We start from the raw sequence: 25,659 nt of genomic DNA on the forward strand, positions 1-25,659 counted from the left end.
GGCCAGTGAGGAGCCCGGACCGTGCTGGAAGAAGTCGAGCGCTGGCTGATCGAGCGCTCCTGGTCGCTCGCCGACCGGCCCCTGCACCGGATCCTGGCGGCGAAACGGGCCTCGGGGCAGACCGTGAGCGTGGTGCTGCCCGCGCTCAACGAGGAGGCCACGGTCGGCGAGATCGTCTCGGTCGTCCGGCACGACCTGGTGCTCCAGGCCCCGCTGGTCGACGAGGTCGTGGTGGTGGACTCCGGCTCCACCGACCGCACCGCCGAGGCGGCCGCGGCGGCCGGCGCGCGGGTGGTGCACCGGGACTCGATCCTGCCCCGCATACCGGCCGTGCCCGGCAAGGGTGAAGTGCTGTGGCGGTCGCTGCTGGTCACCCGCGGCGACATCGTCTGCTTCGTCGACGCCGACCTCAGGGACTTCTCCTCCGACTTCGTCACCGGCGTCGTCGGCCCGCTGCTCACCGACCCCGACCTCCAGCTGGTCAAGGCCATGTACGACCGCCCCCTGACCCTGGCCGACGGGACCGCCCCCGGCGCGGCGGCCGGGCAGGGCGGCCGGGTCACGGAGCTGATGGCCCGCCCGCTGCTCAACATGCACTGGCCGCAGCTGGCCGGTTTCGTCCAGCCGCTGGGCGGCGAGTACGCGGCCCGCCGCGGCCTGCTGGAGCAGCTCCCGTTCCCCGTCGGGTACGGCGTCGAGCTGGGCATGCTGGTCGACGCCCTGCACCTGGTGGGCCTGGACGCCCTGGCGCAGGTGGACGTCGGGGTGCGCAAGCACCGGCACCAGGACGGCCAGGCGCTCGGCCGGATGGCCGCCGCAATCTACCGCACCGCGCAGCTGCGGCTGGCCCGCGGCCATCTGCTGCGCCCTTCGCTGACCCAGTTCGAGCGGGCCGGGGACGCCTTCGAGCCCCGCACGTACTCGGTGGACACGGAGGAACGGCCGCCGATGACGGAGATCGAGGAGTACCGGGCGCGCCGGGTGGCCTGATGCCGGCCGGGGCCGGGTGGCCCGACCCAGGCCGTCGCCGGCCGGTGTGACGCACCGGCACGTTTGAGGCCCGGGGGGCCGGGCTAGGTTGAGGCGTATGGCTTCAAGCTTCGGTGCAGCTCAGGTGCTGGTCGCCTCCAACCGGGGGCCGGTGTCGTACGAGGTGGCGGACGACGGTTCGCTGCGGGCCAAGCGGGGTGGCGGCGGACTGGTGTCCGGCCTCTCCGCGATCGGTCCTGAGGCGGGTGCGCTGTGGGTGTGCTCGGCGCTGTCCGACGGCGACCGCGAGGCCGTGCGGCGCGGGGTGGGCGAGGACGGCGTGCGGATGCTGGACGTCCCCGCGGACGTGCACGCGGACGCGTACAACGGCATCGCGAACTCGGTGCTGTGGTTCGTGCACCACATGCTGTACCAGACCCCGCTGGAGCCCGTCTTCGGCGCGGAGTTCCGCCGGCAGTGGGCCTCCTACGAGACCTACAACCGGGCGTTCGCCGAGGCGCTGGCCGAGGAGGCGGCCGAGGGCGCGGCGGTGCTGGTGCAGGACTACCACCTCACCCTGGTCCCCGGGATGCTCCGCGAACTCCGCCCCGACCTGCGCATCGGCCACTTCTCGCACACGCCGTGGGCGCCGCCGGAGTACTTCGCGATGCTGCCCGACGACATCGCGCGCCAGGTGCTGCAGGGGATGCTCGGCGCCGACCGGCTCGGCTTCCTCACCCGCCGCTGGGCGGACGCGTTCACCGCGTGCTGCGAGCGCTTCGCGGGCGGGCCGGGCGACACCCGCATCGGGGTGCACGGCCTGGGCGCCGACGCGGACTTCCTGCGCGCCCGCTCCCACGAGGCGGACGTGGACGAGCGGATGGCCGCGCTGAAGGAGGAGATCGGCGAGGGGCGCCGGACGATCGTCCGGGTGGACCGCACCGAGCTGTCCAAGAACATCGTGCGCGGCCTGCTGGCGTACCGGCAGCTGCTGGACGACCGCCCCGAGTGGCGCGAACGCGTGGTGCACGTGGCCTTCGCCTATCCCTCCCGGCAGGACCTCGCCGTCTACCGCGACTACACCGCCGAGGTGCAGCGGCTCGCCGACGAGATCAACGAGCGGTACGGCACCCCGGGCTGGCGTCCGGTCGTGCTGCACGTCAAGGACGACTTCGCACGCTCGCTGGCCGCCTACCGGCTGGCCGACGTCGCCCTGGTCAACCCCATCCGCGACGGCATGAACCTGGTCGCCAAGGAGGTCCCGGTGGTCTCCGACACGGGTTGTGCGCTCGTGCTGTCCCGGGAGGCCGGCGCCCACGAGGAGCTGGGCGACGACGCGATCACCGTCAACCCGTACGACGTCGTGGAGACCGCCGGGGCGCTGCACGAGGCCCTGTCGATGCGCCCGGAGGACCGCACCGAGCGCAGCAAGCGCCTGGCCGCGGCGGCGACCGCGCTGCCCCCGGCGCGCTGGTTCCTGGACCAGTTGGAGGCGCTGCGCGAGGCGTGACACGGGGCGTGCCCGGATAGGTTGGGCGTATGGCCAGTCACACGGATTCCACGGACCCCGACGCCCTGCCGACACCCGCCACGCAGGCCGGGCGGGACGGACTGGACGCGCTGCTCGCCCGTCCTGGCAAGGCGCTGATCGGGCTCGACTTCGACGGGACCCTCGCGCCGATCGTCGCCGATCCGGAGCAGGCCCGCGCGCACCCGGACGCGGTGCCCGCGCTCGCCGCGCTCGCCCCGAAGGTGGCGGCGGTCGCGGTCGTCACCGGCCGCCCGCCGGGCGTCGCCGTGCGCCACGGGGGCTTCGCGGGCGTGCCCGGTCTGGAGCACCTGGTGGTGCTGGGCCACTACGGCGCCGAGCGCTGGGACGCCGTCACCGGCACGGTCACCGCGCCCGCCCCGCACCCCGGCGTCGCCGCCGCCCGCGCGGAGCTGCCGGGGCTGCTGGACCAGGTGGGTGCCTGGCAGGGCACCTGGATCGAGGAGAAGGGGCGGGCGGTCGCCGTCCACACCCGCAGGGCCGCCGATCCGCAGGCCGCCTTCGAGGCCCTGCGCGAGCCGCTCACCGGTCTCGCGACCCGGCACGGCCTGGTCGTCGAGCCCGGCCGCATGGTCCTGGAACTGCGGCCGCCGGGCATGGACAAGGGGGTCGCGCTGCTGGAGTACGCGCGGGAGATCGGGGCGGAGTCCGTTCTCTACGCCGGTGACGACCTGGGCGACCTGGCCGCGTTCACGGCCGTCGACAAGCTGCGGGCTTCCGGCACGCCGGGGCTTTTGGTGTGCAGCGGCAGCGAGGAGGTCGCGGAGCTCCGCGAACGGGCCGACCTGGTGGTCGACGGCCCGTCGGGCGTGGTCCGCCTGCTGCGGGCACTGGCAGGGCTGATGCCCTGAGGGGTTGCTGTCCCTGGGGGCTGCGCCCCCCGACCCCCCGTCGGCCCTGGCGGGCCTCGTCCTCAAACGCCGGACGGGCTGAAATCAGCCCCTCCGGCGTTTGAGGAGCGGGGTCCGGGGCGGAGCCCCGCGAACGGCACCGTCACCGCTCGGCGCGCCGGGCCTCGCGGATCCGCCGCAGGCGGTTCACCGTCACGGGGTCGTGGGCCAGCGCCCGAGGATCGTCCAGCAACGCGTTCAGCAGCTGGTAGTACCGCACAGGCACCAACCCCAGCTCCTCCCGGATCACCCGCTCCTTCGCCCCCGGCGACACGGCCCCCCGCCGCTCCAGCGCGAGCACGTCCCGCTCGAGGCGCCCCAGCTCCTCACCGTCACCCATGCCGGCAGGCTACCCCGCGTTCTCCGCCCGTACGGCCGTCGCCTGCAGCCCGCCCAGCACGCCCGCCGGGCTGCCGTTCGGCTCCACGGCCTCGCCGATCCGCTTCTTGATCTCGGCGTTCACGGCCGCCCACGAGGTCTTGCCCACCGGGTACAGCTCCGAGAGCGGCAACTGGTCGATGAACGGCTTGAGTTCCTTGTCCTGCCCGGACGACGACATGGCCCGCGACGCGGAGTTGGTGACCGGCATCAGGTCGTACTCACGGGAGAAGGCGACCACGTTCTGCTCGCTGTAGACGAAGTCGAGGAAGTCCCCGATCTCGTCGCGGTGCCCGTTCTTCTCGAACGCCGTCATCCAGTCGGCGACGCCGAGTGTGGAGGACGTCGGGCCGTCGGCCCCCGGCGTCGGCACCATGCCGTACTTCACGCCCTTCTTCTCCGCCATCTCCATCAGCGAGGGATGCCCGTTGAGCATGCCGACCTCACCGGCGGCGAACGCCTCGAACGCCTTGGCCCGGTTCAGCTTGCCCGGCGCGACGGGCCCGGTGAGGCCCTTGCCGACCAGTTCGTCCCGCAGCCAGCTGAAGGTCTCGACGTTCTCGGTGGAGTCGATGCCGTAGGTGCCGCCGACGTCGGTGTAGCCGCCGTCGCCGCTCAGCATCCACTGCATGGTCTCGGCCTGCGCCTCCTCCGGTCCGAGCGGCAGCGCGTAGGGGTAGGTCACCCCGCGCGCCTTGAGGGCCTCGGCGCACTCGGCCAGCTCGTCCCAGGTCGTCGGCGGGGTGAGCCCGGCCTCCTTGAACAGCTCCTTGTTGTAGAACAGCATCCGCGTGGACGCGCCGAACGGCATGCCGTACTGCACGCTGTTGACCTCGCCCGCGGTGGAGAGCTGCGAGAGGAAGTCCGCCTGGACGGGGATGGAGAGCAGGTCACCGGCCTGGTAGAGCAGGCCCTGCGAGGCGTAGTCGGCGTACGCGCCGATCTGTGCCATGTCCGGCGGGTCGCCGGCGTCGACCATCTCCTTGACCTTGCGGTCGACGTCGTTCCACGAGTAGACGCTGACGTCGACGGTCACCCCCGGGTGGCCGGACTCGTAACGGTCGACCAGGTCGGCCCAGTACTTCTTGGAACTGTCCGCCGCGCCGTTGCCGTAGTCGGCGGCGACCAGGGTGAGGGTCACGTCGGAGGATTCGCCGCCGACCCCGCATCCGCCGAGGACCGCTGCCAGTCCCAGCGCGGACACCGCCGCGATCGTCCTTGTCCTGACCCGCCGCTGCACGTGCTCTCTCCTGCCCGGCGCCGAGCGCCGTCCGCTGTTCCGATAACCGGATTAAGGTCTACACCACGTGAGTGGACTAGACCTCTCGCGGGTCCGCGGGCCACACTGTTCCCCGTGAAACATGTCATCGCCCTCGACGTGGGCGGCACCGGGATGAAGGCCGCCCTGGTCGGGGCGGGCGGCGAGCTGCTGCACCAGGCCCGTCGCCCCACCGGCCGCGAGCGCGGCCCGGACGCGGTCGTCGAGGGCATCCTCGGCTTCGCGGCGGACCTCCGCGCCCACGGCATCCGCGAACTCGGCGTACCGGCGTCGGCCGCCGGGGTCGCCGTCCCCGGCATCGTCGACGAGGCGGAGGGCATCGCCGCCTTCGCGGCGAACCTCGGCTGGCGGGACGTCCCGCTGCGCGCCCTGCTCACCGAGCGGCTCGGCGGCGTCCCCGTGGCGCTCGGCCACGACGTGCGCACCGGCGGCCTGGCCGAGGGCCGGATCGGGGCGGGGCGCGGCGCCGACCGCTTCCTGTTCGTCCCGCTCGGCACCGGCATCGCGGGCGCCATCGGCATCGACGGCCGGGTCGAGGCCGGGGCGCACGGCTTCGCGGGCGAGATCGGCCACATCGTCGTACGGCCCGGCGGCACCGCGTGTCCCTGCGGTCAGCGCGGCTGTCTGGAGCGGTTCGCGTCCGCGTCGGCCGTGAGCCAGGCGTGGGCGGCGGCCTGCGGCGACCCGGGCGCGGACGCGGCGGACTGCGCCAAGGCCGTGGAGTCGGGGGACGCCCGCGCCGTGCGGGTGTGGCAGGACGCGGTGGACGCGCTCGCCGACGGCCTGGTCACCGCGCTCACCCTGCTGGACCCCCGCACGCTGATCATCGGTGGCGGGCTCGCCGAGGCGGGGGAAACCTTGTTCACACCGCTGCGGGAGGCCGTCCGACGGCGGGTCACCTTCCAGAAGCTCCCGTCCCTGGTCCCCGCGGCTCTCGGGGACACCGCCGGATGCCTGGGCGCGGGGCTTCTCGCCTGGGACCTGATCGAGACCACCGACCCCTCGATCGAGACCACTGACCCCTCGGAGGTAACCACCTGATGGCCCCCACCAAGGTTCTCACCGGTGCCCGGGTGGTCCTGCCCACCGGGACCGTGGACGGCGGAAGCGTGACCGTCGAGGGCACGCGCATCGCGGCCACGGCCCCCGGCCCGACGACGACGGCCGGGACGTCCGACACGGCCGGGACGGTCGACCTGCGCGGTCACTGGCTGGTCCCCGGCTTCGTCGACCTCCACAACCACGGCGGCGGCGGGGCGTCCTTCGCCGGCGGCGACGCCGAGGACGTCCTCCAGGGCGTCCGCACCCACCGCCTGCACGGCACCACCACGCTGGTCGCCTCCGCCGTCACCGGCGACCTGGACTTCCTCGCCCGGCACGCCGGGATGCTGGCGGAGCTGGCCCAGCAGGGCGACATCGCCGGCATCCACTTCGAGGGGCCGTTCATCTCCCCGTGCCGCAAGGGCGCGCACGACGAGAGCCTGCTGCGCGACCCCGACCCGGCCGAGGTCCGCAAGCTGATCGACGCGGCCCACGGCCACGCCCGCATGATGACCCTGGCGACCGAGCTCCCGGGCGGCCTGGACTCCGTACGGCTGCTCGTCGAGCACGGGGTGATCGCGGCCGTGGGCCACACCGACGCGACCTACGAGCAGACGCTCGCCGCCGTCGACGCGGGCGCGACCGTCGCCACCCACCTCTTCAACGCGATGCCGCCGCTCGGCCACCGCGCCCCCGGCCCGATCACCGCGCTGCTGGAGGACGAGCGGGTCACCGTCGAGCTGATCAACGACGGCACGCACCTGCACCCGGCCGCGCTGCAACTGGCCTTCCACCACGCGGGCCGTGAGCGGGTCGCCTTCATCACCGACGCGATGGACGCGGCCGGCTTCGGCGACGGCCGCTACATGCTCGGCCCGCTGGAGGTCGAGGTCGCGGACGGGGTGGCGCGGCTGGTCGAGGGCAACTCGATCGCCGGCTCCACGCTCACCCTGGACCGCGCCTTCAGGCGGGCGGTGACGGTGGACAAGCTGCCGGTGGAGGACGTCGTCGCGGCGATCTCCGCCAACCCGGCGCGGCTGCTGGGTCTGGACGACCGCATCGGCTCGCTGGAACCCGGCAAGGACGCCGACCTGGTCGTGCTGGACGACGCCTTCGCCCTGGTGGGCGTGATGCGCCGGGGAGAATGGGTGGTCGCTCCCCAACTGGCCTGATCCGTCCCCGGGATCGGCGCAGGGTGGCCGGTCCTGGGGGTGGGCCGACCGCCTTCCTTTTGGCATGATCGTGACCCCAGGGGCCCATGGAAGGCAGGCAAGAGGGGGAGGTCGGCCCGGTGATTCTCACGGTCACGCTGAACACCGCTCTCGACGTCACCTATCGCGTCCCGTCCCTGCGGGCGGGAGCCTCCCACCGGGTGTCCGAGGTGCTGGAACGGCCCGGTGGCAAGGGCGTCAACGTCGCGCGGGTGCTGGCCGCGCTCGGCCACGAGGTGACCGTCACGGGCTTCTCCGGCGGCCTGACGGGACGCGTCCTGCGCGACCGCCTCACGGACGTCCCGCGCCTCACGGACGCCCTGGTCCCGATCTCCGGCACCACCCGGCGCACGGTGACGCTGGCCGACGAGCGCACGGGCGCCACCACCCACCTCAACGAGCCCGGCCCGGACATCACCCACGCCGAGTGGTCCGCCTTCCAGGAGGTCTACGACGACCTGCTGGCGTCCGCCTCCGCGGTTGCCCTGTGCGGCAGCCTGCCCCCGGGCGTCCCGGTGGGCGCGTACGCGGGGCTGGTCCGCACGGCCCGCGCGGCCCGGGTCCCGGTGCTGCTCGACACGAGCGGGACGGCGCTGCGCCGAGGAGTGGCGGGCCGGCCCGACATCATCAAACCGAACGCCGGCGAACTGGCCGAACTGACCGGGTTCCACGAGCCGTTGCGCGCCACCCAGGACGCCCGCCGGCGCGGGGCCCGCGCGGTCGTCGCCTCACTGGGCGCGGAGGGCCTGCTCGCGGTGACCCCGGAGGGCCACTGGCGCGCGACCCCGCCGGCCCGCCTGGCCGGCAACCCGACCGGCGCGGGCGACTCGGCCGTCGCCGGCCTCCTGTCCGCCCTGGTGGAGCACCGCCCCTGGCCCGACCGCCTGACCCGCGCCACGGCCCTCTCGGCGGCCACGGTCCTCTCCCCCACGGCCGGCGACTTCGACCGGGGAACCTACGAGGAGTTCCTGACCACGGTCACGGTCACGGGCGTGGCCACGGCGGCCTGAGGGCCGTGCCCCGCTACTCCGGCTCCGCGAGCCAGAACTGGTCGAGGACGGCGTTGCACTTGTTGCCCTCGGCGCAGGTCAGCTCGATGGTGTTGGTGCCGTCGTTGAGGTTCACGTTGGCCCAGGTTTCCTTCCAGCCCTTCTCCCAGTCGCCCTTAGGAGTGTCGCCGAAGTTCTTCATGTTCAGCGGGCGGCTCTCGGCCTTGCCGTTGACCACGACGGTCGCGTCGGCGTCCTCACCGGGGATGCCGTACTGCACGTAGAAGCGGTAGTTGCCGGCCTTGACGCCGCTGACGGTCCAGGTGACCTTCGCGCCGACCTGGTTGAAGCCGGTGACGTAGACGCCGCCGTCGGCCTTCGCGCCCTCGAAGTCCGACGCGAGGGTCGCTCCTCCGCCGAGACGGAGAGCCTTGGCGTCGATGGTGGGCAGCTTCACCTCGTCCTCGCCCTTGTCGTCCTCCGAGGACGAAGGGCTCGGCTTGCCGGTGTCCTGGGTGGCGGTCGGGGTGGGGCCCGCCTCGTCGCCGCCCTTGTCGTCGTCGTCACCGCTGATCATGGCGACGCCGATGCCGATCACGACCGCGGCGACCACGGCGATCGCGCCGATCAGCAGCCCCTTGGTGTTCGGGCCGCGGCCCCGGCCGCCCCCGCCGTGCGACGGCTGCGGGGAGTGCGCGGTGGGCGCGCTGCCCGGCAGCGTCTCCGGGGCGGCGTAGTGGGTGTTGGGCTGGCCGTAGGCGCCCTGCTGGGGCGGTGCCTGCGGGGCGGGGCCCGGCTGGCCGTACTGGCGGGTCCCGACCGGCCGCACCCGGTTGACCGAGTTCGGGTAGCCGTAACCCCCGGACGGCGGCTGGGCTCCGTTGGCCTGCCCGTCGGCGTACAGGTAGCCGAACGGGTCGTCGTCCTCGGGCGTGCTCGCGCCGTTGTTGCCGGGCGTCATCCCCTGTGCTCCTAGCTGCGGATCGGGTGCGTACGTGTGCGGAGAAGGCGAGCCTACCCGGTCTCTCTGACCCGAAAGGGTGATGCGGACCGCATCAATCGGCCGACCTGCACGTCAGCCGGCACGCCGGTGCTGTTTGGGACGAGATCGTTTCTCGACGTACATCCGTTCGTCGGCCGATTTCAATACTTCGTCGGCCGTCATCCCGCAGTGGGCCCACCCGATGCCGAAGCTGGCCCCCACCCGGACGGCCCGCCCCTCGGCCCGGATGGGCTGGATGATCTCGTTGCGCAGCCGCACCGCGAGGTCCTGTGCGTCGGCCCGGCCGAGGCCGTCGGCGAGGATGACGAATTCGTCACCGCCGAGCCGGGCCACGGTGTCGCCGTCCCGCACGCCGTTGCTGAGCCGGCGGGCGACCTCGATGAGCACCGCGTCGCCCGCGTTGTGCCCGAAGCGGTCGTTGATCGACTTGAAGCCGTCGAGGTCGCAGAAGAGCACCGCGAGCCCCTTGGTGCCGTCGTCGGCGTCCGCGGCGGGCGCGACGGTGTGCACATGGTGGTCGTAGCCGTCGTAGTCGTCGCTGCCGGGCGGGAAGTCGAAGTCGTGCCCCCGGTCGAAGGCGGGCGGGCCGTAGGCGTCGTGGGAGTCGAAGGACTCGTAGGGCTCCATGGAGTCCACGGCGGCGGGCAGCGTGTGCGGCTGCTGCCGGCACAGCCGGGAGGAGAGCCGGGCGCGCAGTTCGGCGGAGTTCGGCAGTCCGGTGAGCGAGTCGTGGGAGGCGCGGTGGGCGAGCTGGAGCTCGCGGCGCTTGCGCTCCTCGATGTCCTCGACGTGGGTGAGCAGGAAGCGCGGCCCGTCGGCGGCGTCGGCGACGACGGAGTTGCGCAGGGAGACCCAGACGTAGCTGCCGTCGCGGCGGCACAGTCGCAGCTCCGCCCGGCCGCCCTCCGCGGAGGTACGCAGCAGGGTGCTTATGTCCTCGGGGTGGACCAGGTCGGAGAAGGAGTAGCGGCGCATCGCGGAGGCGGGGCGGCCAAGCAGGCGGCACAGGGCGTCGTTGGTACGCAGGATGCGGCCGTGCTGGTCGCCGCCCATCTCGGCGATGGCCATGCCGGACGGCGCGTACTCGAAGGCCTGCCGGAAGCTCTCCTCGCTGGCCCGCAGCGCCTGCTGCTCGCGCTCCAGGCGGACCAGGGCGCGCTGCATGTTGGAGCGCAGCCGGGCGTTGCTGATGGCGATGGCGGCCTGGAAGGCGTACATCTGCAGGGCCTCGCGGCCCCAGGCGCCGGGCCTGCGGCCGTTGCGCGGGCGGTCGACGGAGAGCACGCCGACCAGCTCGCCGGAGGTGCCGCCGCCCTGCGGCCCGGGCGCGTACATGGGGGCGAAGAGGCGGTCGGCGGGGTGCCACTCGTCCTCGAAGCGGGGAGCGGGGCCGTCGGTGTACCACTGCGGGACGTCGTCGTCGTCGAGGACCCAGCCCTCGGTGTGCGGTATGAAGATCAGGTCGCCCCAGCGCTCACCCATGGTGAGCCGGCGCTCCCAGGAGTCACGCGAGCCGACCCGGCCGGTGATGAGGGCCTCGGCGGCCGCGTTCCCGGCGAGGGCGGCGACCACGAGATCGCCGTCGGGGCGTACGAGATTGACGCAGGCCAGCTCGTACCCGAGGGCGCCCACGACGCCGTCGGCGACCGTCTGCAACGTGTCCGCCAGGCTGCGGGCCGTGTTCATGTCGGCCATGGCCCGGTGGAGTTGTCGCAGGGATGCCAGACGGACGTAGGGTTCCGACTCGGTCTCCATCCTCGCCCTCCCCCCGAGACCTCGCAGCGCATCAAGGGTCATCTTCGGCGTATCGTCGCAGCAGCTTCCCCGCCACTGAATCACAGCGCGCTGCTCACCCGGTACACAGGGTCAACAATTATTGCCCCTTGTGACTCAAGTCACAGCTAAACGTGAACAATTGCGTGATCTACGCGCGGTATCCCGGCCCATATCCGTGACGCGGATTGTGTGGTGATTGTGCATGATTCGTGCCCGGATCGGCCGCTGGTCCTAGGTCCTGGTTCGGGCCAGGGTCCGATGCGGTGCCCGTGAAGCGGAGATTAGCGTTCCCGGTGTGCTGAACACTCCCGCCGCCCCCGTCCCGATCACCGTTCCGTCCGCCGCCCTGCATGCTGAGGGGGTGAGCAACGACGAGTTCCGTGCCGCCATGTCCCGCCTGGCCGCCGGAGTGGTCCTGGTGACCGCCATGGAGCCGCCGCTGGACCCGGACGACCCCGGGGCGCCGGCCGGCGAGGACGTCGGCATGACCGCGACCGCGTTCCTGTCGGTCTCCCTGGACCCGCCGCTGGTGCTGGTCAGTCTGCGCGAGGGCTCCCGCATGGACGAGCTGCTCGAGGAGCAGCCGCTGTGGGCGGTGTCGGTGCTGTCCGAGAGCCAGCGCCACATCGCGGGGCGTTTCTCGATGAAGGGCCGGGTCAGTGACCGTCTGCTGTTCGCGGACATCCCTTACCGGCGCGGCGAGCACACCGGGGCCCCGCTGGTGGGCGGCGCGCTGGCGACGCTGGAGTGCCGTACCGAACAGCGGGTGCGGGCCGGCGACCACACGCTGGTGATCGGCCGTGTGATGACGGCCGCCGTGCCGAGCGCGGAGGGCGGCCCGCTCGCCTACTTCCGGGGCCGTTACCGCCAGTTGGGCTGAGCGCTTCCGAAATCCCTTTTACCGCCGCCGTTCTCCCCGCCTACCCTCCACGCATGACGACCATCAGGGCCCCGCGCCTCGAAGAGCTCACACCGGCGAACCTCGAGGCCGCCCTCGCCCTGCGGGTCCGCCCGGAGCAGGAGTTCGCGGTCCACCCGGTGGCCGACTCCCTCGCGGAGGCGTACGTCCGCCCCCGGGCCGCGTGGCCCCGCCTGATCGTCGACGGCGACCGCGTGGTCGGCTTCGTGATGGCGTTCCTCGACATCGACTGGCGCGACGACGGCACCGACATCCGCTCCGGCCTGTGGCGCCTGAACATCGCGGCGGACGAACAGGGCAAGGGCTACGGCCGCTTCGCGGTGGAGGCGGTGGCGGAAGAACTACGCCGCCGCGGCACGAAGACCCTCCACGTCACCTGGCACCCCGGCGAACACGGCCCGGAGAATTTCTACCTCACCCTGGGCTTCGAGAAGACGGACGAGAAGGTCGACGAGGAGCACGTGGGCGTCCTGCCTCTGTAGGAACGCGCCCCGAAGGGGCGCGGGGAACCGCGCGCCAAGCCCCCACCGGCCCGCAGGGACCCACGGTCCAAACCCCCCAAGGGGCGCGGGGAACTGCGCGAACAACCCCCACCCACCCGCAGGTGACCACAGGGGGCGCCCCCCTACCAGTCCCGCGCGGAGCGCCCCCGCTTGGTCTCCGACCGCCGCTTCTTCTCCCTGAGCCGCCGCTCGTTGATCCCCCGCGGCACCCGCGTGGCCCTCCGCGGCCGCGGCGGCGGCGCCGTCGCCTCCGCCAGCAACGCGGCCAGCCGCACCGCCGCCGCCTCCCGGTTCCGCCACTGCGACCGGTGCTCCGACGCCCGCACGGTGACCACCCCGTCGTGCAGCCGCCCCGCCAGCCGCTCCAGCGCCCGCTGCTTCCACACCTCGGGCAGCCCCTCGGTCCGGGCGAGGTCGAACCGCAGTTCGACCTGGGTGTCGCTGGTGTTCACATGCTGCCCGCCGGGCCCTGACGACCTGGAGAAACGCCACATGAGCTCGGCCTCGGGCAGGGAGACGGAGCCGCGTACGACATAGGGACCGGACATGACATACAGGTTCCCGCGCCCGCACCGGCCACGTCACCCGAATATCCGCAGTCGGGTAAAGAAAGTAAAGAGACCCGGAACCTCGCGCACCCCCTCCGGCGTTCAAGGTGGTAGCTGTAGCTTCATAGCCGTACGCAAACGAGGGAAGGGACTCCCAACAATGGCTGTAAGCCTGTCCAAGGGTGGCAACGTCTCGCTCACCAAGGAGGCTCCGGGCCTGACCGCCGTCACCGTGGGCCTCGGCTGGGACGTCCGCACCACCACGGGAACGGACTTCGACCTCGACGCGTCGGCGATCGCGGTCAACACGCAGGGCAAGGTCTACTCGGACGCCCACTTCGTCTTCTTCAACAACAAGCAGACCCCGGACAACACCATCGTCCACACCGGTGACAACCGCACCGGTGAGGGCGAGGGCGACGACGAGGCGATCAACGTCAACCTGGCGGCCCTCCCGGCCGACGTCGACAAGATCGTCTTCCCGGTCTCGATCTACGACGCCGAGAACCGCAGCCAGAACTTCGGCCAGGTGCGCAACGCGTACATCCGTATCGTCAACCAGGCCGGCGGCGCCGAGATCGCGCGCTACGACCTGTCGGAGGACGCCGCCACCGAGACCGCCATGGTCTTCGGCGAGCTCTACCGCAACGGCGCGGAGTGGAAGTTCCGCGCGGTCGGCCAGGGCTACGCCTCGGGCCTCGTGGGCATCGCCCAGGATTTCGGCGTGAACGTCTGACGGTCGCCCCGCGACCGACCTGACGGAGCCCCCGCCCCGCGACCGGCCGGGCGGGGGCTCCGCCGTGCCCGCCCCACCGCGCGCTACGTTGCCCCCGTGTTCCTCGACCCTCTGCGCCCGTCCCCGGACGGTGACCTCCCCGGCCCCGTGCTGACCGAGATCACCGCCCTGTACGCCTCCAACCACGTCTTCCACGCCCTCAGCGGCGACTTCCCCGACCCGTACGGCATCCGGCCCGAGCAGGTGGCCGCCGAGCTCGCCCGGGAGCTGGCCGACCCGCACACGGAAGTCCTGCTGGCCCGCGGCGAGGGGCTCCTCGTCGGGATCGCCGTCACCCTCGCGGTCCACCCCGACCCCGCCGACCCCGATCCGTGGATCGGTCTGCTGATGGTGGACGCGAGCCTGCACGGCCGGGGCCACGGCCGCCGCCTCGCGGAACTCGTCGAGGACCGCCTGCGCACGGCCGGCCGTACCGCCGTACGCCTCGCCGTGCTGGACGACAACACCACGGGCCTGGCCTTCTGGACCGCCCTCGGTTACACGGCGGTCGACCACCGCCGGGACCACCGCCTCGGGCGCCCGTGCACGGTCCTGCGCAAACCGCTCACCGCCCCCGCCACGGCACCGGACCCCGCCTCCGGCCCCGCTCCGGGCCCGGACCCGGCCTAGGACGCGTCCGCCGGCCGCCCGCTCCCGTACAGCCACTCCTCCCAGACCCGGGAGAAGTCCTTGTCCGGCACCGACTCCTCGACGTACCGCGTGAAGTCGCCGGTGTCCGCGTTGCCGTGCCGGTGCTCCGCCGCCCAGCCGCGCAGCAGCCGGCCGAAGGCGTCGTCACCGGCGGTCCGGCGGACCATGTGCAGAACCATCGCGCCCCGCCAGTAGACGGGGGTGGCGGAGACGTGCGCCGCGTCCGGCGGGTCGGCGGGCGGGAAGGACCACACCGCCGCGTTGGTCCCCGCGTCCGGGAAGTACGAGCCGGCGTACAGGCGGTCGAAGGTGCGCTGCGCGCTGTCGCCGCCGTGGTCCTCCTCCCACAGCCACTGCGCGTACGTCGCGAAGCCCTCGTTGAGCCACATGTCCCGCCAGGTCGCCGGAGTGACGGAGTCGCCGTACCACTGGTGGGCGATCTCGTGGACCAGCAGGGCCGTGTCGGGGGCGCCGGGGAAGACGGGACGGTTCTGCGTCTCCAGCGCGTACCCGGCGTCCCCCGGGCGTTCGACGATGACGCCCGTGGAGGAGAAGGGGTACGGCCCGAACCGCCGCTGCGCCCACTCCACGACGTCCGGGAGCAGGTCCACGGTCGCGCGGCCCGCCGCCGCCTGGCGGGGGTCGACGGCCGTGAACACCGGCAGCCCGCCGGGCGTCTCGCCGCGGTGGACGTCGTACCGGCCGATCGCCACGGTCGCCAGGTAGCTCGCCATCGGTTCGGCGGTGCGCCAGCGGAACGTCGTGCGGCCGTCCTTCGTCTCCTCGCCGGCCGGCTCCCCGTTGGACACCGCCCGCAGCCCTTCGGGGACCGTGACGGCCAGGGCGTAGGTGGCCTTGTCGGAGGGGTGGTGGTTGCCGGGGAACCAGGCCATCGAGCCCACCGGCTGGCCCAGCGCCAGCGCGCCGTCGGCGGTGCGCAGCCAGCCCTCCTCCGAACCATCGGGGTCGGTGACGGTCTCGGGGGTGCCGGAGTAGTGGACGACGACGCGGAAGCGGGCGTCCCGGTCGAGTGCGTCGCGCGGCCGGACGGTCAGTTCCTGGCCCTCGCGGCTCCAGCGGGCGGCGGCGCCGTCGACGGTGACGGCGTCGACGTCGAGGCCCTGGAGGTCAAGATTCAGGGCGGTGAGGTCCTCGGTGGCCCGGGCGTCGATCGCCGCGGTGCCGGTGAGGCGGCGGTCGCCGGGGGCGTAGGCGAGGTCGAGGTCGTAGTGGGTGACGTCGTAGCCGCCGTTGCCCGCCTCGGGGAAGTACGGGTCGCCGGCACCGGATCCGCCGGCCCCCTCGGGCTCGGAGCCGCTCCCGCACGCGGTCAGGGCCACCGCGAGCAGGGCGGCGGCGATGCTGCGGCGGGGGCGGGGGGTGCGCACGTCGGGATCCTATGGCGGGCGGGTCGCCGGAGCGTGACACCATCACCCACGTGCTCGACATCGGTTACGCCCTCTCCAACCGCTTCCCCGACCCCCCGCAGACCGACTACCGCCGCGCGGACGTCCACGCCCTGCGGCACGACCTGTTCTGCGGTGACGTCTACCTCGCCGACACCGAGTCGGACCGGGAGCTGTCCACAGCCTGGGGATGGGTGCCGGTGCTCGACTTCGCGTGGGCGCTGTGCGACATCGTGGAGCGCGTCGACCGGGACCCGGCGGGCTCGCGCGCCTCGCGGCCGCAGCACGCCGAGCTGGACTTCACCGAGTCCACCGACCGGCTGCTGTTCGAGCGCCGCTTCGGCTGGGTGGACATCGAGGCGGAGTGGCTGCCGGCGTCCGAGCCCCCGCTGACCTTCTCCCACGCCGAACTGCGCCGCGAGGCCCGCGACTTCCTGCACGACCTGCTGGCCGACCTGACCGACCTGCACGACGACCTCGGCGAGAACCCGGCCGTCTGGACCCTCCAGTCCCGCTACCCCCGCCTCTCCTGACGGCCCCCGGGCCCCCGCGGCACCACGGATCAAAGCGGTCGACGCGTTCGATCAGCTCCGGGCCTCCACGATGCGTCGGTGATCCGGCCCGAAGACGGCCGGACAGGCCACGTCGAACACGAGGAACCGGAGCCGGCTCCGCTCACCCCTCCACGGCGATCCCCAGCTCCGCCGCCAGGAAGGGGGCCAGGTCCAGCAGCTGGCCCGTGCTGATCACCGCCCCGGACAGCCGGTCCACCCCGCGCGCGATCTCCAGCGAGGAGGCGCGTCTGAGGTCGACGTCCTTCAGCACGGCGCCGGAGAGGTCCACGCCCTTCAGCGTGCAGTCGGCGAACTCCACGCGCTCCAGCCGGGCCCCGCCGAAGTCCGGCTCCACCAGCACGCAGCCCTCGAAGACCACGTCCTTGAGCACGGCCGCGCGCAGATTCAGGAAGTCGATCTTCCCGCCCCGGACCACGACCCGCTCCAGCGACGCCCCGTGCAGCTGGGTGCCGCCGAGCCGCGCGTCGGTCAGCTCGACGTCCCGCAGGGTCGCCCGGGCGAGGTCGGTGCCCACCCCCCGGACCCCGCTGAGCACCGAGTCCAGCACCCGCGCCCGGGACAGCCGCGCCTCGTCCAGCGCGCACCCCCGCAGCGCGCAGTCCATGAAACGGGCCCCTCCCCCGTCCTGCCCGGCGAGGTCCGCGCCGTCGAACTCCAGCCCGTCGTAGTCGCCGTCCGGCTCCAGCCCTCCCCCGTCGTACCGCTCCAGCGCGGGCAGCCTCAGCTCCGGCCGCCGCGCCGCCCGGACCTTCGCATCGCCCGCCGCTCCACGCACCATGCCGCCCATGCTGCACCCCGCCACTGACAACCGGCCCGGCCTGCGAGAACGACCCGCGTGTCACATCCGGCGCCCGTCCGGCGTCCTGGATACGAGGGCCGGAGCACGCCCGCCCCGGCACCCGACCGAGCCCGACCGAGGGAGAACCCAGCCATGCACCGCATCACCGTCGTCGGCGGCGGCTTCGCCGGTCTCACCGCGGCCGTCTCCGCCGCCGAGGCGGGCGCCAAGGTCACCCTGTACGAAGCCCACCACACCCTGGGTGGCCGCGCCCGCACCGCCGACGGCCCCTACCGCACCAACGAGGGCCCGCACGCCCTCTACAACGGCGGACCGCACTGGACCTGGCTGCGCCGCCGCGGCCTCCTCGACCCGCTCGCCCCGCTGCCGCCCCGCGAGGCGGCCCGGCTGCGGTTGCGCCACCGGGGCGCACTGCGCCGCACCCCGCCGCTCGCGATGCTGAAGCTGCTGCGGCCGGGCCTGCGGGCACCGGTCGACGCCGACTTTCTCACCTGGGCCACCGGGATCGCCGGTGAGGAGGGCGCGCGGGCCGCCGCGCACTACTCGGCCGTCGCGCTGTTCCACCACGACCCCGGCTCGCTGTCCGCCGCGTTCGTGCACGAGCGGCTGCGCCGGGCCACCAGGCTGCCGCCGGAGGCGCACTACCCGCGCGGCGGCTGGGGCGCGCTGATCGACAGGATGGCCGCCCGCGCGTGGAACCTGGGGGTGCGGATCGAGACGCTGTCCCGCGTCGACACCGTGCCCACCGGCGCCCCGGTGGTCGTCGCCACCTCCCTGGAGGCCGCCCGCCGCCTCCTCGGCGACCCCTCGCTGACCTGGCCGAGCGGCCGTACCGTCCTGGTCGACCTGGCGCTGCGCACCCGGCGCGGCGACGCGTTCGCCGTGTCCGACCTCGACGCGCCCGGCTGGCTGGAGCGGTTCACCGCGCAGGACCCCACCCTCGCCCCGGCCGGCGAACAGCTGATCCAGGGTCAGATCCCCGTCGCCCCGGACGCTTCGAAGGCCGACGGCACCGCCCGCGCGGAGGAGCTGCTGGATCTGGCGTTCCCGGGATGGCGGGAGCGGGTCACCTGGCGGCGCGAGGCGCTGGCGGACGGCCGTACCGGAGCCGTCGACCCGCCCGGCACCACCTGGCGCGACCGGCCCGCCGTCGACCGCGGGGACGGTGTCTTCCTCGCCGGTGACCGGGTCGCCGCGCCGGGCGTGCTCTCCGAGGTGTCCTTCTCCAGCGCCCTGACGGCCGTCTCCCTCGTCCTCGGCCGGACGACACTTGACCTCAAGCACGCTTGAGGTCACACCGTGGAGGTCACGGCGGCGCACCGGGCGCCCCGCGACCGCCCCTGGGGGATCACCATGCACGCCGTACGACTGCACGCCTTCGGCCCCGCCGGGAACCTCACGTACGAGCGGGTCGAGGACCCGGTGCCGGGCCCGGGCCAGGTCCGTGTCGCCGCCCGGGCGGCCGGGGTGCACCTCCTCGACACGGCCCTGCGCGAGGGCATGCGGGGCCCCGGCCCCGCGCCGGCCGAGCTGCCGACGATCCCCGGCCGTGAGATCGCCGGAGTGGTCGAGGCGCTCGGCCCGGGCACCCCCGCCGACTGGCTCGGCAAGCGGGTCGTCACCCACCTCGGTTTCGCCCCCGGAGGCTACGCCGAGCTGGCGGTCGCCGACGCCGGGCGGCTGCACGAGGTCCCGGAGCGCCTGGACTTCGCCGAGGCCGTCGCCATGATCGGCACGGGCCGTACGGCGATGGGGATCGTGCGGTTCGCCGAGCCGGGCCCGGGCGACGTGGTCGCCGTACCGGCCGCCGCGGGCGGTCTCGGCACCCTCCTCGTGCAGTACGCCCGGAACGCGGGCGCGACCGTGATCGGTCTCGCCGGCGGACCGGAGAAGACGGCCCTGGTGGCTCGGGGCGGCGCCGGGCTCGCCGTCGACTACACCGCCCCGGACTGGCCCGCGCGGCTGGAGGGCCACCGGGGCAAGGTGACCGTCGTGTACGACGGCGTGGGCGGTGACGTGGCCCGCACGCTGGTCGGGCTGCTGGCACCCGGCGGCCGGCACGTGGTGTTCGGCTGGTCGTCGCAGGGCGTCCGCAGCGACAGCCCGTACCTCGTGGAGGGCGTCTCGGTGAACGTCCTCGGCCCCGCGATGATGCGCCGGGCAGGCGGCCCCGACCCGATGCGCACGCTGGAGTCCCGCTCCCTCGCCGAGGCGGCCGCGGGCCGGCTCACCCCCGCCGTGCACCGCTTCCCGCTCGCCCGCGCCGCCGACGCCCACCGGGCCCTGGAGAACCGGGCGACGACCGGCAAGGTCGTCCTGGAGCCGTAGCGGCCGTGCGGCGCCCGGGAAACCGGGCGCGCCGGGCCCCCGTACGGCACTACCGTGCCAGGTGTGATCGACATCCCCGCGGAACTCGCCGAGTCACAGGTCAAGTTCAACAAGGAGGCCGGCCGGGCCTTCATCGCCGCCCTGCCGGACCTCGCCGCCGGTTTCCTGGACCGCTGGGAACTGCGCCTGGCCGGGGCGCCCATGCACGGCGTGAGCGCCCTCGTCCTCCCGGTCGACCGCGCCGACGGCACGCCGGCGGTGCTGAAGCTCCAGATCCGCGACCACGAGAGCGAGGGCGAGCCGGTCGCCCTGCGCCTGTGGAACGGCGACGGGGCGGTCCGCCTGCTCGACCACGACGAGCCGACCGGCACCATGCTGCTGGAGCGCCTCGACTCCTCCCGGATGCTCGCCCACCGGCCGGACGTGCACGAGGGCGTCCTGGTGATCGCGCGGCTCCTGGCCCATCTGCACACCACCCCGGCTCCCGCGGGCATGCGCCGCCTCGGGGACATCGCCGCGTCCATGCTGGAGCGCACGCCCGCCGTGCTGGAGCGCATCCCGGACCCCGAGAACCGCCGCCTCGTGGCCGACTGCGCCGCCGCCGTGCGCGAGGTCGCGGACGAACCGGGCGACCGCCTGCTGCACTGGGACCTGCACGACGAGAACGTCCTCGCCGCCGACCGGGCGCCCTGGCTGGCCATCGACCCCAAGCCGCTGGCCGGCGACCCCGGCTTCGACCTGTGGCCCGCCCTGGCCAACAACTTCGACCCCGACGACGTCCAGTGGCGCTTCGACGCGATGACCGAGGTGCTGGGCCTGGACCGGGCGCGGGGCCGGGCGTGGACGTACGGGCGGGTGCTGCAGAACTGCCTGTGGGAGACCGAGGAATGCCGCCCCCTGGACGACGCGGACCTGGAGATCGCCCGCCGCCTGCGCGGCCGTACGGCGTGACGGAGGGCATGAAGAAACCCGGGCCGGGGAGAGACCGGCCCGGGGCGTTGCCGGAGCCCCCTGTCGGATTCGAACCGACGACCTGCTGTTTACAAGACAGCTGCTCTGACCATCTGAGCTAAGGAGGCGACGCGCGGCGCGCGCGAAGCGCGGTCCACTGTACACAGTGCCGGTTTCGCCGGGCCACGCACGTGATTCAGGAGCGCGTCACCTCGTAGGCGAAGGTGTACGGCACCTTCGTCTCGCCGTGCCGGTAGGTGAAGCCGCCCGTGCCGCGCAGCCCCGTCAGCTCCCCGGTGCCGGAGCCTTCGACCACCTCGAAGGCGCAGTGCACGGTGCCGTCGCTGTCGAAGCGCCCCCGCTCCTCCAGCACGAAGGTGCCGGCCCGGCCGTCGAGGCGGCCGGTGACGAGCTCCATCCCGGCGAAGGTGCCGGTGGTGCCGGACCCGTAGGCGATCGCGTAGTCGCAGACGGTGGCCTCGGCCTCGATGCCGCCGGTGAAGGCGTTGGTCACCGTGGCGTGCGCGAGCCGGGGGAAGGAGTCCTCCGGGGAGACCGGGTTCTCCTTCCAGTCGGCGAAGGTGAAGTGGCCGGTGGTCTCGGTGACGGGCATGGGTGTTCCCTTCCGTGGTCGGTCGACGTCGTGCCTCCCACCTTTCCGGCCGTACCTGACATCTTCTGTCAGGTACGGCCGGACAATGGGCCGCATGCGCGCCGACCGGCTTCTCACCCTGCTCCTGCTGCTGCAGAACCGCGGGCGGATGACCGCGCCCGAACTCGCCGCCGTGCTGGAGGTGTCGGTGCGCACCGTCTACCGGGACGTCGAGGCGCTCGGCGCCGCCGGGGTGCCGGTGCGCACCGAACGCGGTCCGCGGGGCGGCTTCCGTCTGGTGGAGGGCTACCGGACGCGGCTCACCGGGCTGACCGACGCGGAGGCCGGTTCCCTGGTGCTCGCGGGACTGCCCGGACCGGCCGGGGAGCTGGGACTCGGGGCCGTCCTGGCGAGCGCCCAGCTGAAGGTGGAGGCGGCGCTGCCGGGTGCGCCGGCGGAGCAGGCCCGGCGGGTGCGCGAGCGGTTCCACCTGGACGCGCCGGCCTGGTTCCGGGACGCAGACCCGGTGCCGTACCTGGAGGTGGTCGCGCGGGCGGTGTGGGAGCGGCGGGTGCTGCGGACCCGCTACGAACGCTGGCGCGGGGAGGGCGCGCGGGAGGTGCGTCCGCTGGGGCTCGTGCTGAAGGGCGGCATCTGGTACCTGGTCGCGCTCGCGGACGACGCGCTGCGCAGCTACCGGGTGTCGCGGTTCCGGGAGGTGGCCGAGACCGGCGAGAAGTTCACCCGGCCCGCCGGGTTCGACCTGGCCGGGTACTGGGCGGAGACGTCCCGGAGGCTGGAGGCGGCGCTGCGGCAGGACACGGCGCGGCTGCGGCTCTCCCCGCGCGGGCGGAAGCTGCTGCCGATGCAGTTCGGGGCGGCGGGGGCGCGGGCGCTCGAGGAGGCGGGGCCGCCGGACACGGAGGGCTGGGTGGAGGTGGAGCTGCCGGTGGAGTCGGAGGCGGTGGCCACGGGCGACCTGCTGCGGCTCGGCGTGGAGGCGGAGGTGCTGGGCCCGCCGGGACTGCGGCGGGCGGTCGCCGCGGCGGTGGCGGTACTGGCGGACCGCTACGAACAGGATCGAAAGTTTCCGCGAAATTCACAGCCCGGAATCTGCTGACAAGCAGGTGAACGCCAGGTACCGTCCTGAACCAGTTCACTCGCGTGGACCACACCACAACGGAACACCCGTCGTGGCATCACCTTCCTACTCGGATCGTCCGGCACGTTCCTGCCGGTAGAAGGGGACCATTCACATGGCCACTGTCACGTTCGACAAGGCGACCCGGGTCTACCCGGGTTCCACCAAGCCCGCCGTCGACGCCCTGGACATCGAGATCGCGGACGGCGAGTTCCTCGTCCTGGTCGGCCCGTCCGGTTGCGGCAAGTCCACCTCGCTCCGCATGCTCGCGGGGCTTGAGGACGTCAACGGCGGCGCCATCCGCATCGGCGACCGCGACGTCACGCACCTGCCGCCGAAGGACCGGGACATCGCCATGGTGTTCCAGAACTACGCGCTCTACCCGCACATGACGGTCGCCGACAACATGGGCTTCGCGCTCAAGATCGCCGGCGTCAACAAGGCGGAGATCCGGCAGAAGGTCGAGGAGGCCGCGAAGATCCTCGACCTGACCGAGTACCTGGACCGCAAGCCGAAGGCGCTCTCCGGTGGTCAGCGCCAGCGTGTGGCGATGGGCCGCGCCATCGTGCGTGAGCCGCAGGTGTTCCTCATGGACGAGCCGCTGTCCAACCTGGACGCCAAGCTCCGTGTGTCCACCCGTACGCAGATCGCGTCGCTGCAGCGCCGCCTGGGCATCACCACCGTCTACGTCACCCACGACCAGGTCGAGGCCCTCACCATGGGTGACCGCGTCGCGGTGCTCAAGGACGGTCTGCTCCAGCAGGTCGACACCCCGCGCAACATGTACGACAAGCCCGCGAACCTCTTCGTCGCCGGCTTCATCGGCTCCCCGGCCATGAACCTGGTCGAGGTCCCGGTCGCCGACGGCGGTGTGAAGTTCGGCAACTCGGTGGTGCCGGTGCAGCGTGACGCGCTCTCCGCGACCAGCGACAAGACCGTCACCGTGGGCGTCCGCCCCGAGCACTTCGACGTCGCCGGTGCCGAGTCCGACCAGGGCGTCGCGGTCACCGTGAACGTCGTGGAGGAGCTGGGCTCCGACGCCTTCGTCTACGGCACCGCGCAGATCGGCGGCGAGTCGAAGGACCTCGTGGTCCGCGTCGGCGGCCGTGAGGTGCCGGAGAAGGGCAGCACGCTGCACGTCGTGCCGCGCTCCGGCGAGACCCACGTGTTCTCCACCTCGACGGGTGCGCGCCTGTCCGACTGAGCAGGTTGACGCCGAGGGGCCCCGCAGCGCGCTGCGGGGCCCCTCGCGTTGTCGACAAATACCCCGGCAATTCGGGCAATTCGACCCCGTTCGTCAACACGGTGTGCGGAACTTTGCGTTCCCCGTCCCCCGTAACGGTGACGGAATGTTTCACCTCGGCTACCGGACGCTACCCTCACACGCGTGACGCACTCCATGAACCCTCAGACGCGACGCGGCCGGGGCCCCGCCCGCCGGATCGGCCGCTCCCTCGCCCTCGTCCTGCCCGTCGTCCTGGTGCTGTCCGGGACCCTCGCGGTCGCGCGGGTCAACTGGTCGGGAAATCCCTCGAGTCCGGTGCTCACCGCCGCGGACACGTCCGCCGCCGGCGCCTCGTCGCGGGCGGCCGCCCGCGCGCCCCAGGACGTCCTGCGGGACCAACTCCTGATGGAGCTCCAGAAGAAGAACCCGGGCGCCGCCCTGACCCAGCTCCAGCAGGCGGTGAACGACCGCCCGTCCCTGGCCAGGCACTGCGCCTCCATCGCCCGTTCGCTGGGCAAGGCCGCGGTCCGCGTCTACGGCCCCACCAAGGCGCAGTCCTACTCCCGCCCGGTCTGCGACACGTCCTTCGCGGCAGGAGTGGTGACAGCCAACAACTGACCCGCCCCCGCTCCGCGAGCACGACGGAACCACCCGCCGGCGCCGGACGCCCCCGCCCACCGGCTGCCTCACGGCCACCCCCACCCGGACGCGACCAGCCGGCCCCCGTCCGCACCCACGCCGGCGGGAGCGTTCACCCGGGCACACGGCACGGCAGCCACCGCACGCGGCACACAACGGGCCGCCACCTCACGGCACCGGTGGCCGGCCTGCCCACCACAGGCAGCTCGGGCGCGTCCGCGATCTGCGGCCTGCGGCGCGAAGGGCGCATGCCACCCGGCATGCCCCATGTGCCCACCTCAGGCCAGCAGTTGAGCGTCCCCGCACACCCCGCCCTGCCGACCGCTGGACCCGCCCCCACGAGCGGGCCGCACTCAGCCACACCCTGCCCCCGCCAGGCCACACCCGACGCCCGCGGAACACAGCGGCGGGGATGCCCCGGCACCGGTGAGACGGCCACCGACACCGCCGCAAGCGCGACCCGCGCGAACACCGCCCCCCACGCGACCCCGTACGGCCCACGCCGACCCGTCCCCGCCCGGCCACGCGACCACCGCACCCGGACCACAGCCGACGCCCGCTCCCCGCAGCCGCACCCGGCCCGCCCCGCCCCGCCCCGCCGCCGGACGCGACCGGCCGCAGTCGGGGCCCTCAAGGGCGGCGGGGGTGCCCACCCGGGGCGCCCGGGGCGTGAGCCCGGCGACACCGCCGTGGGCGGGCTCCGGGACTGCCCACGGTCCGCGGCCCCCGGCCGCGTAAAGTGCGGGCATGACCGATCCCCGTGCCGTGTCCCGCCCCACGCAAGCCGTAGTCCTGGCAGGCGGCCAGGGCTCCCGGCTCCGTCCGTACACCGACGACCGGCCCAAGCCGATGGTCGAGATCCCCGGCACGGGAACCCCGATCATCGGCCACCAGCTCACCTGGCTCGCCGAGGAGGGCGTCACCGACGTCGTCGTCTCCTGCGGCCACCTCGCCGAGGTGCTGGAGAAGTGGCTGGACAGCACCGACCTGCCCGTCTCCGTCACCACCGTCGTCGAGACGGAACCCCTCGGCCGCGGCGGCGGCCTGAAGTACGCCGCCGCCCGCCTCCCGCACCCGGACCGCCCCTGGTTCGCCACCAACGGCGACATCTGGACGCGCTTCTCGCTGCGCGACATGGCCGACTTCCACACCGAGCGGGACGCCGTCGCCACCGTCGCCCTGGCCCGCCCGCGCCTCCCCTGGGGCGCCGTACGCACCGACGGCTTCGGCCTGATCACCGACTTCATCGAGGCCCCGCCGTCGACGTTCGAGATCAACGCGGGCGTCTACGTCTTCTCCCCCGAGTTCGCCGGCCTGCTCCCGGAGCGCGGGGACCACGAGCGCACCACGTTCCCGCACCTCGCGCGCGAGCGCCGGCTGGCCGGCTTCACCATCCCGCAGGGCTCCTACTGGCGTGCCATCGACACCGCCAAGGACCTCACCGAGGCCGCCAAGGAGCTCGCCTCACAGGGCCGTTGAACCGCCGAAGCCCGTGAGCCGGTGAGCCGACCCCCTGACACAC

Annotated in this window: 26 protein-coding genes and 1 tRNA gene; 18 read left to right on the forward strand and 9 right to left on the reverse strand. The window is 73.4% G+C overall.

The window, feature by feature from the left end:
* Window positions 1-21: 21 nt before the first annotated feature.
* The 3 genes from F3L20_RS30025 to otsB all read left to right on the forward strand — a co-directional run bounded on the left by F3L20_RS30025 (window position 22) and on the right by otsB (window position 3,369).
* Complete coding sequence (locus tag F3L20_RS30025) at window positions 22-990, forward strand: glucosyl-3-phosphoglycerate synthase (protein ID WP_150156952.1); 969 nt, start codon at window positions 22-24, stop codon at window positions 988-990.
* Window positions 991-1,087: 97 nt separating this feature from the next.
* Window positions 1,088-2,479 (forward strand): alpha,alpha-trehalose-phosphate synthase (UDP-forming), encoded by a 1,392-nt coding sequence (locus F3L20_RS30030; RefSeq protein WP_150156953.1) that lies wholly within the window; start codon window positions 1,088-1,090, stop codon window positions 2,477-2,479.
* A gap of 29 nt (window positions 2,480-2,508) precedes the next feature.
* Window positions 2,509-3,369 carry a trehalose-phosphatase gene (gene otsB, locus F3L20_RS30035; RefSeq protein WP_150156954.1) on the forward strand — a complete coding sequence of 287 codons (861 nt, stop codon included), beginning with the start codon at window positions 2,509-2,511 and terminating at the stop codon, window positions 3,367-3,369.
* Between the two features lie 142 nt (window positions 3,370-3,511).
* Here otsB and F3L20_RS30040 read toward each other — a convergent pair whose 3' ends face one another.
* Together F3L20_RS30040 and F3L20_RS30045 are read right to left on the reverse strand one after the other, a co-directional pair.
* Window positions 3,512-3,748, reverse strand: a complete 237-nt coding sequence (locus F3L20_RS30040; protein ID WP_145826719.1) for a DUF3263 domain-containing protein — start codon at window positions 3,746-3,748, stop codon at window positions 3,512-3,514.
* A 9-nt stretch (window positions 3,749-3,757) separates the two neighbouring features.
* The gene (locus F3L20_RS30045) at window positions 3,758-5,026 is read right to left on the reverse strand and encodes an ABC transporter substrate-binding protein (protein ID WP_150156955.1); all 1,269 of its coding nucleotides are present in this window, start codon (window positions 5,024-5,026) and stop codon (window positions 3,758-3,760) included.
* A 114-nt stretch (window positions 5,027-5,140) separates the two neighbouring features.
* On the opposite strand from F3L20_RS30045, the gene F3L20_RS30050 reads away from it, so the two are divergent.
* From F3L20_RS30050 to F3L20_RS30060, 3 genes are all read left to right on the forward strand, one after another.
* The gene (locus F3L20_RS30050; protein WP_150156956.1) at window positions 5,141-6,106 is read left to right on the forward strand and encodes an ROK family protein; all 966 of its coding nucleotides are present in this window, start codon (window positions 5,141-5,143) and stop codon (window positions 6,104-6,106) included.
* The gene (gene nagA / locus F3L20_RS30055; RefSeq protein ID WP_150156957.1) at window positions 6,106-7,278 is read left to right on the forward strand and encodes an N-acetylglucosamine-6-phosphate deacetylase; all 1,173 of its coding nucleotides are present in this window, start codon (window positions 6,106-6,108) and stop codon (window positions 7,276-7,278) included. Before F3L20_RS30050 ends, nagA begins: the two co-directional genes overlap by 1 nt.
* A gap of 119 nt (window positions 7,279-7,397) precedes the next feature.
* The gene (locus F3L20_RS30060; protein ID WP_150157548.1) at window positions 7,398-8,327 is read left to right on the forward strand and encodes a 1-phosphofructokinase family hexose kinase; all 930 of its coding nucleotides are present in this window, start codon (window positions 7,398-7,400) and stop codon (window positions 8,325-8,327) included.
* A gap of 13 nt (window positions 8,328-8,340) precedes the next feature.
* On the opposite strand, the gene F3L20_RS30065 is transcribed toward F3L20_RS30060, so the two are convergent.
* Window positions 8,341-9,267, reverse strand: coding sequence for a carbohydrate-binding protein (locus F3L20_RS30065; RefSeq protein ID WP_150156958.1), 927 nt, complete (start codon window positions 9,265-9,267; stop codon window positions 8,341-8,343).
* A 114-nt stretch (window positions 9,268-9,381) separates the two neighbouring features.
* Complete coding sequence (gene cdgB / locus F3L20_RS30070) at window positions 9,382-11,064, reverse strand: diguanylate cyclase CdgB (protein WP_150156959.1); 1,683 nt, start codon at window positions 11,062-11,064, stop codon at window positions 9,382-9,384.
* Window positions 11,065-11,380: 316 nt separating this feature from the next.
* Here cdgB and F3L20_RS30075 point away from each other — a divergent pair, with 316 nt between their 5' ends.
* The gene (locus tag F3L20_RS30075; RefSeq protein ID WP_150156960.1) at window positions 11,381-11,965 is read left to right on the forward strand and encodes a flavin reductase family protein; all 585 of its coding nucleotides are present in this window, start codon (window positions 11,381-11,383) and stop codon (window positions 11,963-11,965) included.
* Between the two features lie 53 nt (window positions 11,966-12,018).
* Window positions 12,019-12,486 (forward strand): GNAT family N-acetyltransferase, encoded by a 468-nt coding sequence (locus F3L20_RS30080; RefSeq protein ID WP_150156961.1) that lies wholly within the window; start codon window positions 12,019-12,021, stop codon window positions 12,484-12,486.
* 143 nt (window positions 12,487-12,629) lie between these two features.
* Here F3L20_RS30080 and arfB read toward each other — a convergent pair whose 3' ends face one another.
* Entirely contained in the window at window positions 12,630-13,055 is a 426-nt protein-coding gene (gene arfB / locus F3L20_RS30085; RefSeq protein WP_382685523.1) for an alternative ribosome rescue aminoacyl-tRNA hydrolase ArfB, read from the reverse strand.
* Between the two features lie 160 nt (window positions 13,056-13,215).
* On the opposite strand from arfB, the gene F3L20_RS30090 reads away from it, so the two are divergent.
* Together F3L20_RS30090 and F3L20_RS30095 are read left to right on the forward strand one after the other, a co-directional pair.
* Window positions 13,216-13,791 carry a TerD family protein gene (locus F3L20_RS30090; protein ID WP_033276109.1) on the forward strand — a complete coding sequence of 192 codons (576 nt, stop codon included), beginning with the start codon at window positions 13,216-13,218 and terminating at the stop codon, window positions 13,789-13,791.
* 96 nt (window positions 13,792-13,887) lie between these two features.
* The gene (locus F3L20_RS30095) at window positions 13,888-14,460 is read left to right on the forward strand and encodes a GNAT family N-acetyltransferase (RefSeq protein ID WP_150156963.1); all 573 of its coding nucleotides are present in this window, start codon (window positions 13,888-13,890) and stop codon (window positions 14,458-14,460) included.
* Here the strand turns inward: F3L20_RS30095 and F3L20_RS30100 are convergent.
* Window positions 14,457-15,869, reverse strand: coding sequence for a M1 family metallopeptidase (locus F3L20_RS30100; protein WP_150156964.1), 1,413 nt, complete (start codon window positions 15,867-15,869; stop codon window positions 14,457-14,459). The genes F3L20_RS30095 and F3L20_RS30100 overlap by 4 nt on opposite strands.
* Window positions 15,870-15,919: 50 nt before the next feature.
* On the opposite strand from F3L20_RS30100, the gene F3L20_RS30105 reads away from it, so the two are divergent.
* The gene (locus F3L20_RS30105) at window positions 15,920-16,420 is read left to right on the forward strand and encodes a hypothetical protein (protein ID WP_150156965.1); all 501 of its coding nucleotides are present in this window, start codon (window positions 15,920-15,922) and stop codon (window positions 16,418-16,420) included.
* Between the two features lie 142 nt (window positions 16,421-16,562).
* On the opposite strand, the gene F3L20_RS30110 is transcribed toward F3L20_RS30105, so the two are convergent.
* A complete protein-coding gene (locus tag F3L20_RS30110) occupies window positions 16,563-17,240 on the reverse strand; it encodes a pentapeptide repeat-containing protein (protein WP_150156966.1) in 678 nt (225 codons plus the stop codon).
* Between the two features lie 153 nt (window positions 17,241-17,393).
* Between F3L20_RS30110 and F3L20_RS30115 the strand changes: the two genes are divergently transcribed.
* From F3L20_RS30115 to F3L20_RS30125, 3 genes are all read left to right on the forward strand, one after another.
* Window positions 17,394-18,551, forward strand: coding sequence for an FAD-dependent oxidoreductase (locus F3L20_RS30115; RefSeq protein WP_150156967.1), 1,158 nt, complete (start codon window positions 17,394-17,396; stop codon window positions 18,549-18,551).
* A gap of 63 nt (window positions 18,552-18,614) precedes the next feature.
* Window positions 18,615-19,589 (forward strand): zinc-binding dehydrogenase, encoded by a 975-nt coding sequence (locus F3L20_RS30120; protein WP_150157549.1) that lies wholly within the window; start codon window positions 18,615-18,617, stop codon window positions 19,587-19,589.
* A 54-nt stretch (window positions 19,590-19,643) separates the two neighbouring features.
* Window positions 19,644-20,540 carry an aminoglycoside phosphotransferase family protein gene (locus F3L20_RS30125; RefSeq protein WP_382685510.1) on the forward strand — a complete coding sequence of 299 codons (897 nt, stop codon included), beginning with the start codon at window positions 19,644-19,646 and terminating at the stop codon, window positions 20,538-20,540.
* 54 nt (window positions 20,541-20,594) lie between these two features.
* Here F3L20_RS30125 and F3L20_RS30130 read toward each other — a convergent pair.
* Together F3L20_RS30130 and F3L20_RS30135 are read right to left on the reverse strand one after the other, a co-directional pair.
* A tRNA-Thr gene (locus F3L20_RS30130) sits at window positions 20,595-20,668 on the reverse strand.
* Window positions 20,669-20,736: 68 nt separating this feature from the next.
* Window positions 20,737-21,153, reverse strand: coding sequence for a DUF3224 domain-containing protein (locus tag F3L20_RS30135; protein ID WP_150156969.1), 417 nt, complete (start codon window positions 21,151-21,153; stop codon window positions 20,737-20,739).
* A 94-nt stretch (window positions 21,154-21,247) separates the two neighbouring features.
* Between F3L20_RS30135 and F3L20_RS30140 the strand changes: the two genes are divergently transcribed.
* The 4 genes from F3L20_RS30140 (at window position 21,248) to F3L20_RS30155 (ending at window position 25,616) form a co-directional block, all read left to right on the forward strand.
* On the forward strand, window positions 21,248-22,252 hold the full coding sequence (locus F3L20_RS30140; RefSeq protein ID WP_206338836.1) for a helix-turn-helix transcriptional regulator: 1,005 nt from the start codon (window positions 21,248-21,250) through the stop codon (window positions 22,250-22,252).
* A 136-nt stretch (window positions 22,253-22,388) separates the two neighbouring features.
* On the forward strand, window positions 22,389-23,477 hold the full coding sequence (locus tag F3L20_RS30145) for an ABC transporter ATP-binding protein (protein ID WP_150156971.1): 1,089 nt from the start codon (window positions 22,389-22,391) through the stop codon (window positions 23,475-23,477).
* Between the two features lie 183 nt (window positions 23,478-23,660).
* Complete coding sequence (locus F3L20_RS30150; RefSeq protein WP_150156972.1) at window positions 23,661-24,116, forward strand: hypothetical protein; 456 nt, start codon at window positions 23,661-23,663, stop codon at window positions 24,114-24,116.
* A gap of 768 nt (window positions 24,117-24,884) precedes the next feature.
* Entirely contained in the window at window positions 24,885-25,616 is a 732-nt protein-coding gene (locus F3L20_RS30155; protein ID WP_150156973.1) for a nucleotidyltransferase family protein, read from the forward strand.
* Window positions 25,617-25,659: the final 43 nt, after the last annotated feature.

The sequence above is a fragment of the Streptomyces tendae genome (genome assembly GCF_008632955.1).
Taxonomy (GTDB): domain Bacteria; phylum Actinomycetota; class Actinomycetes; order Streptomycetales; family Streptomycetaceae; genus Streptomyces.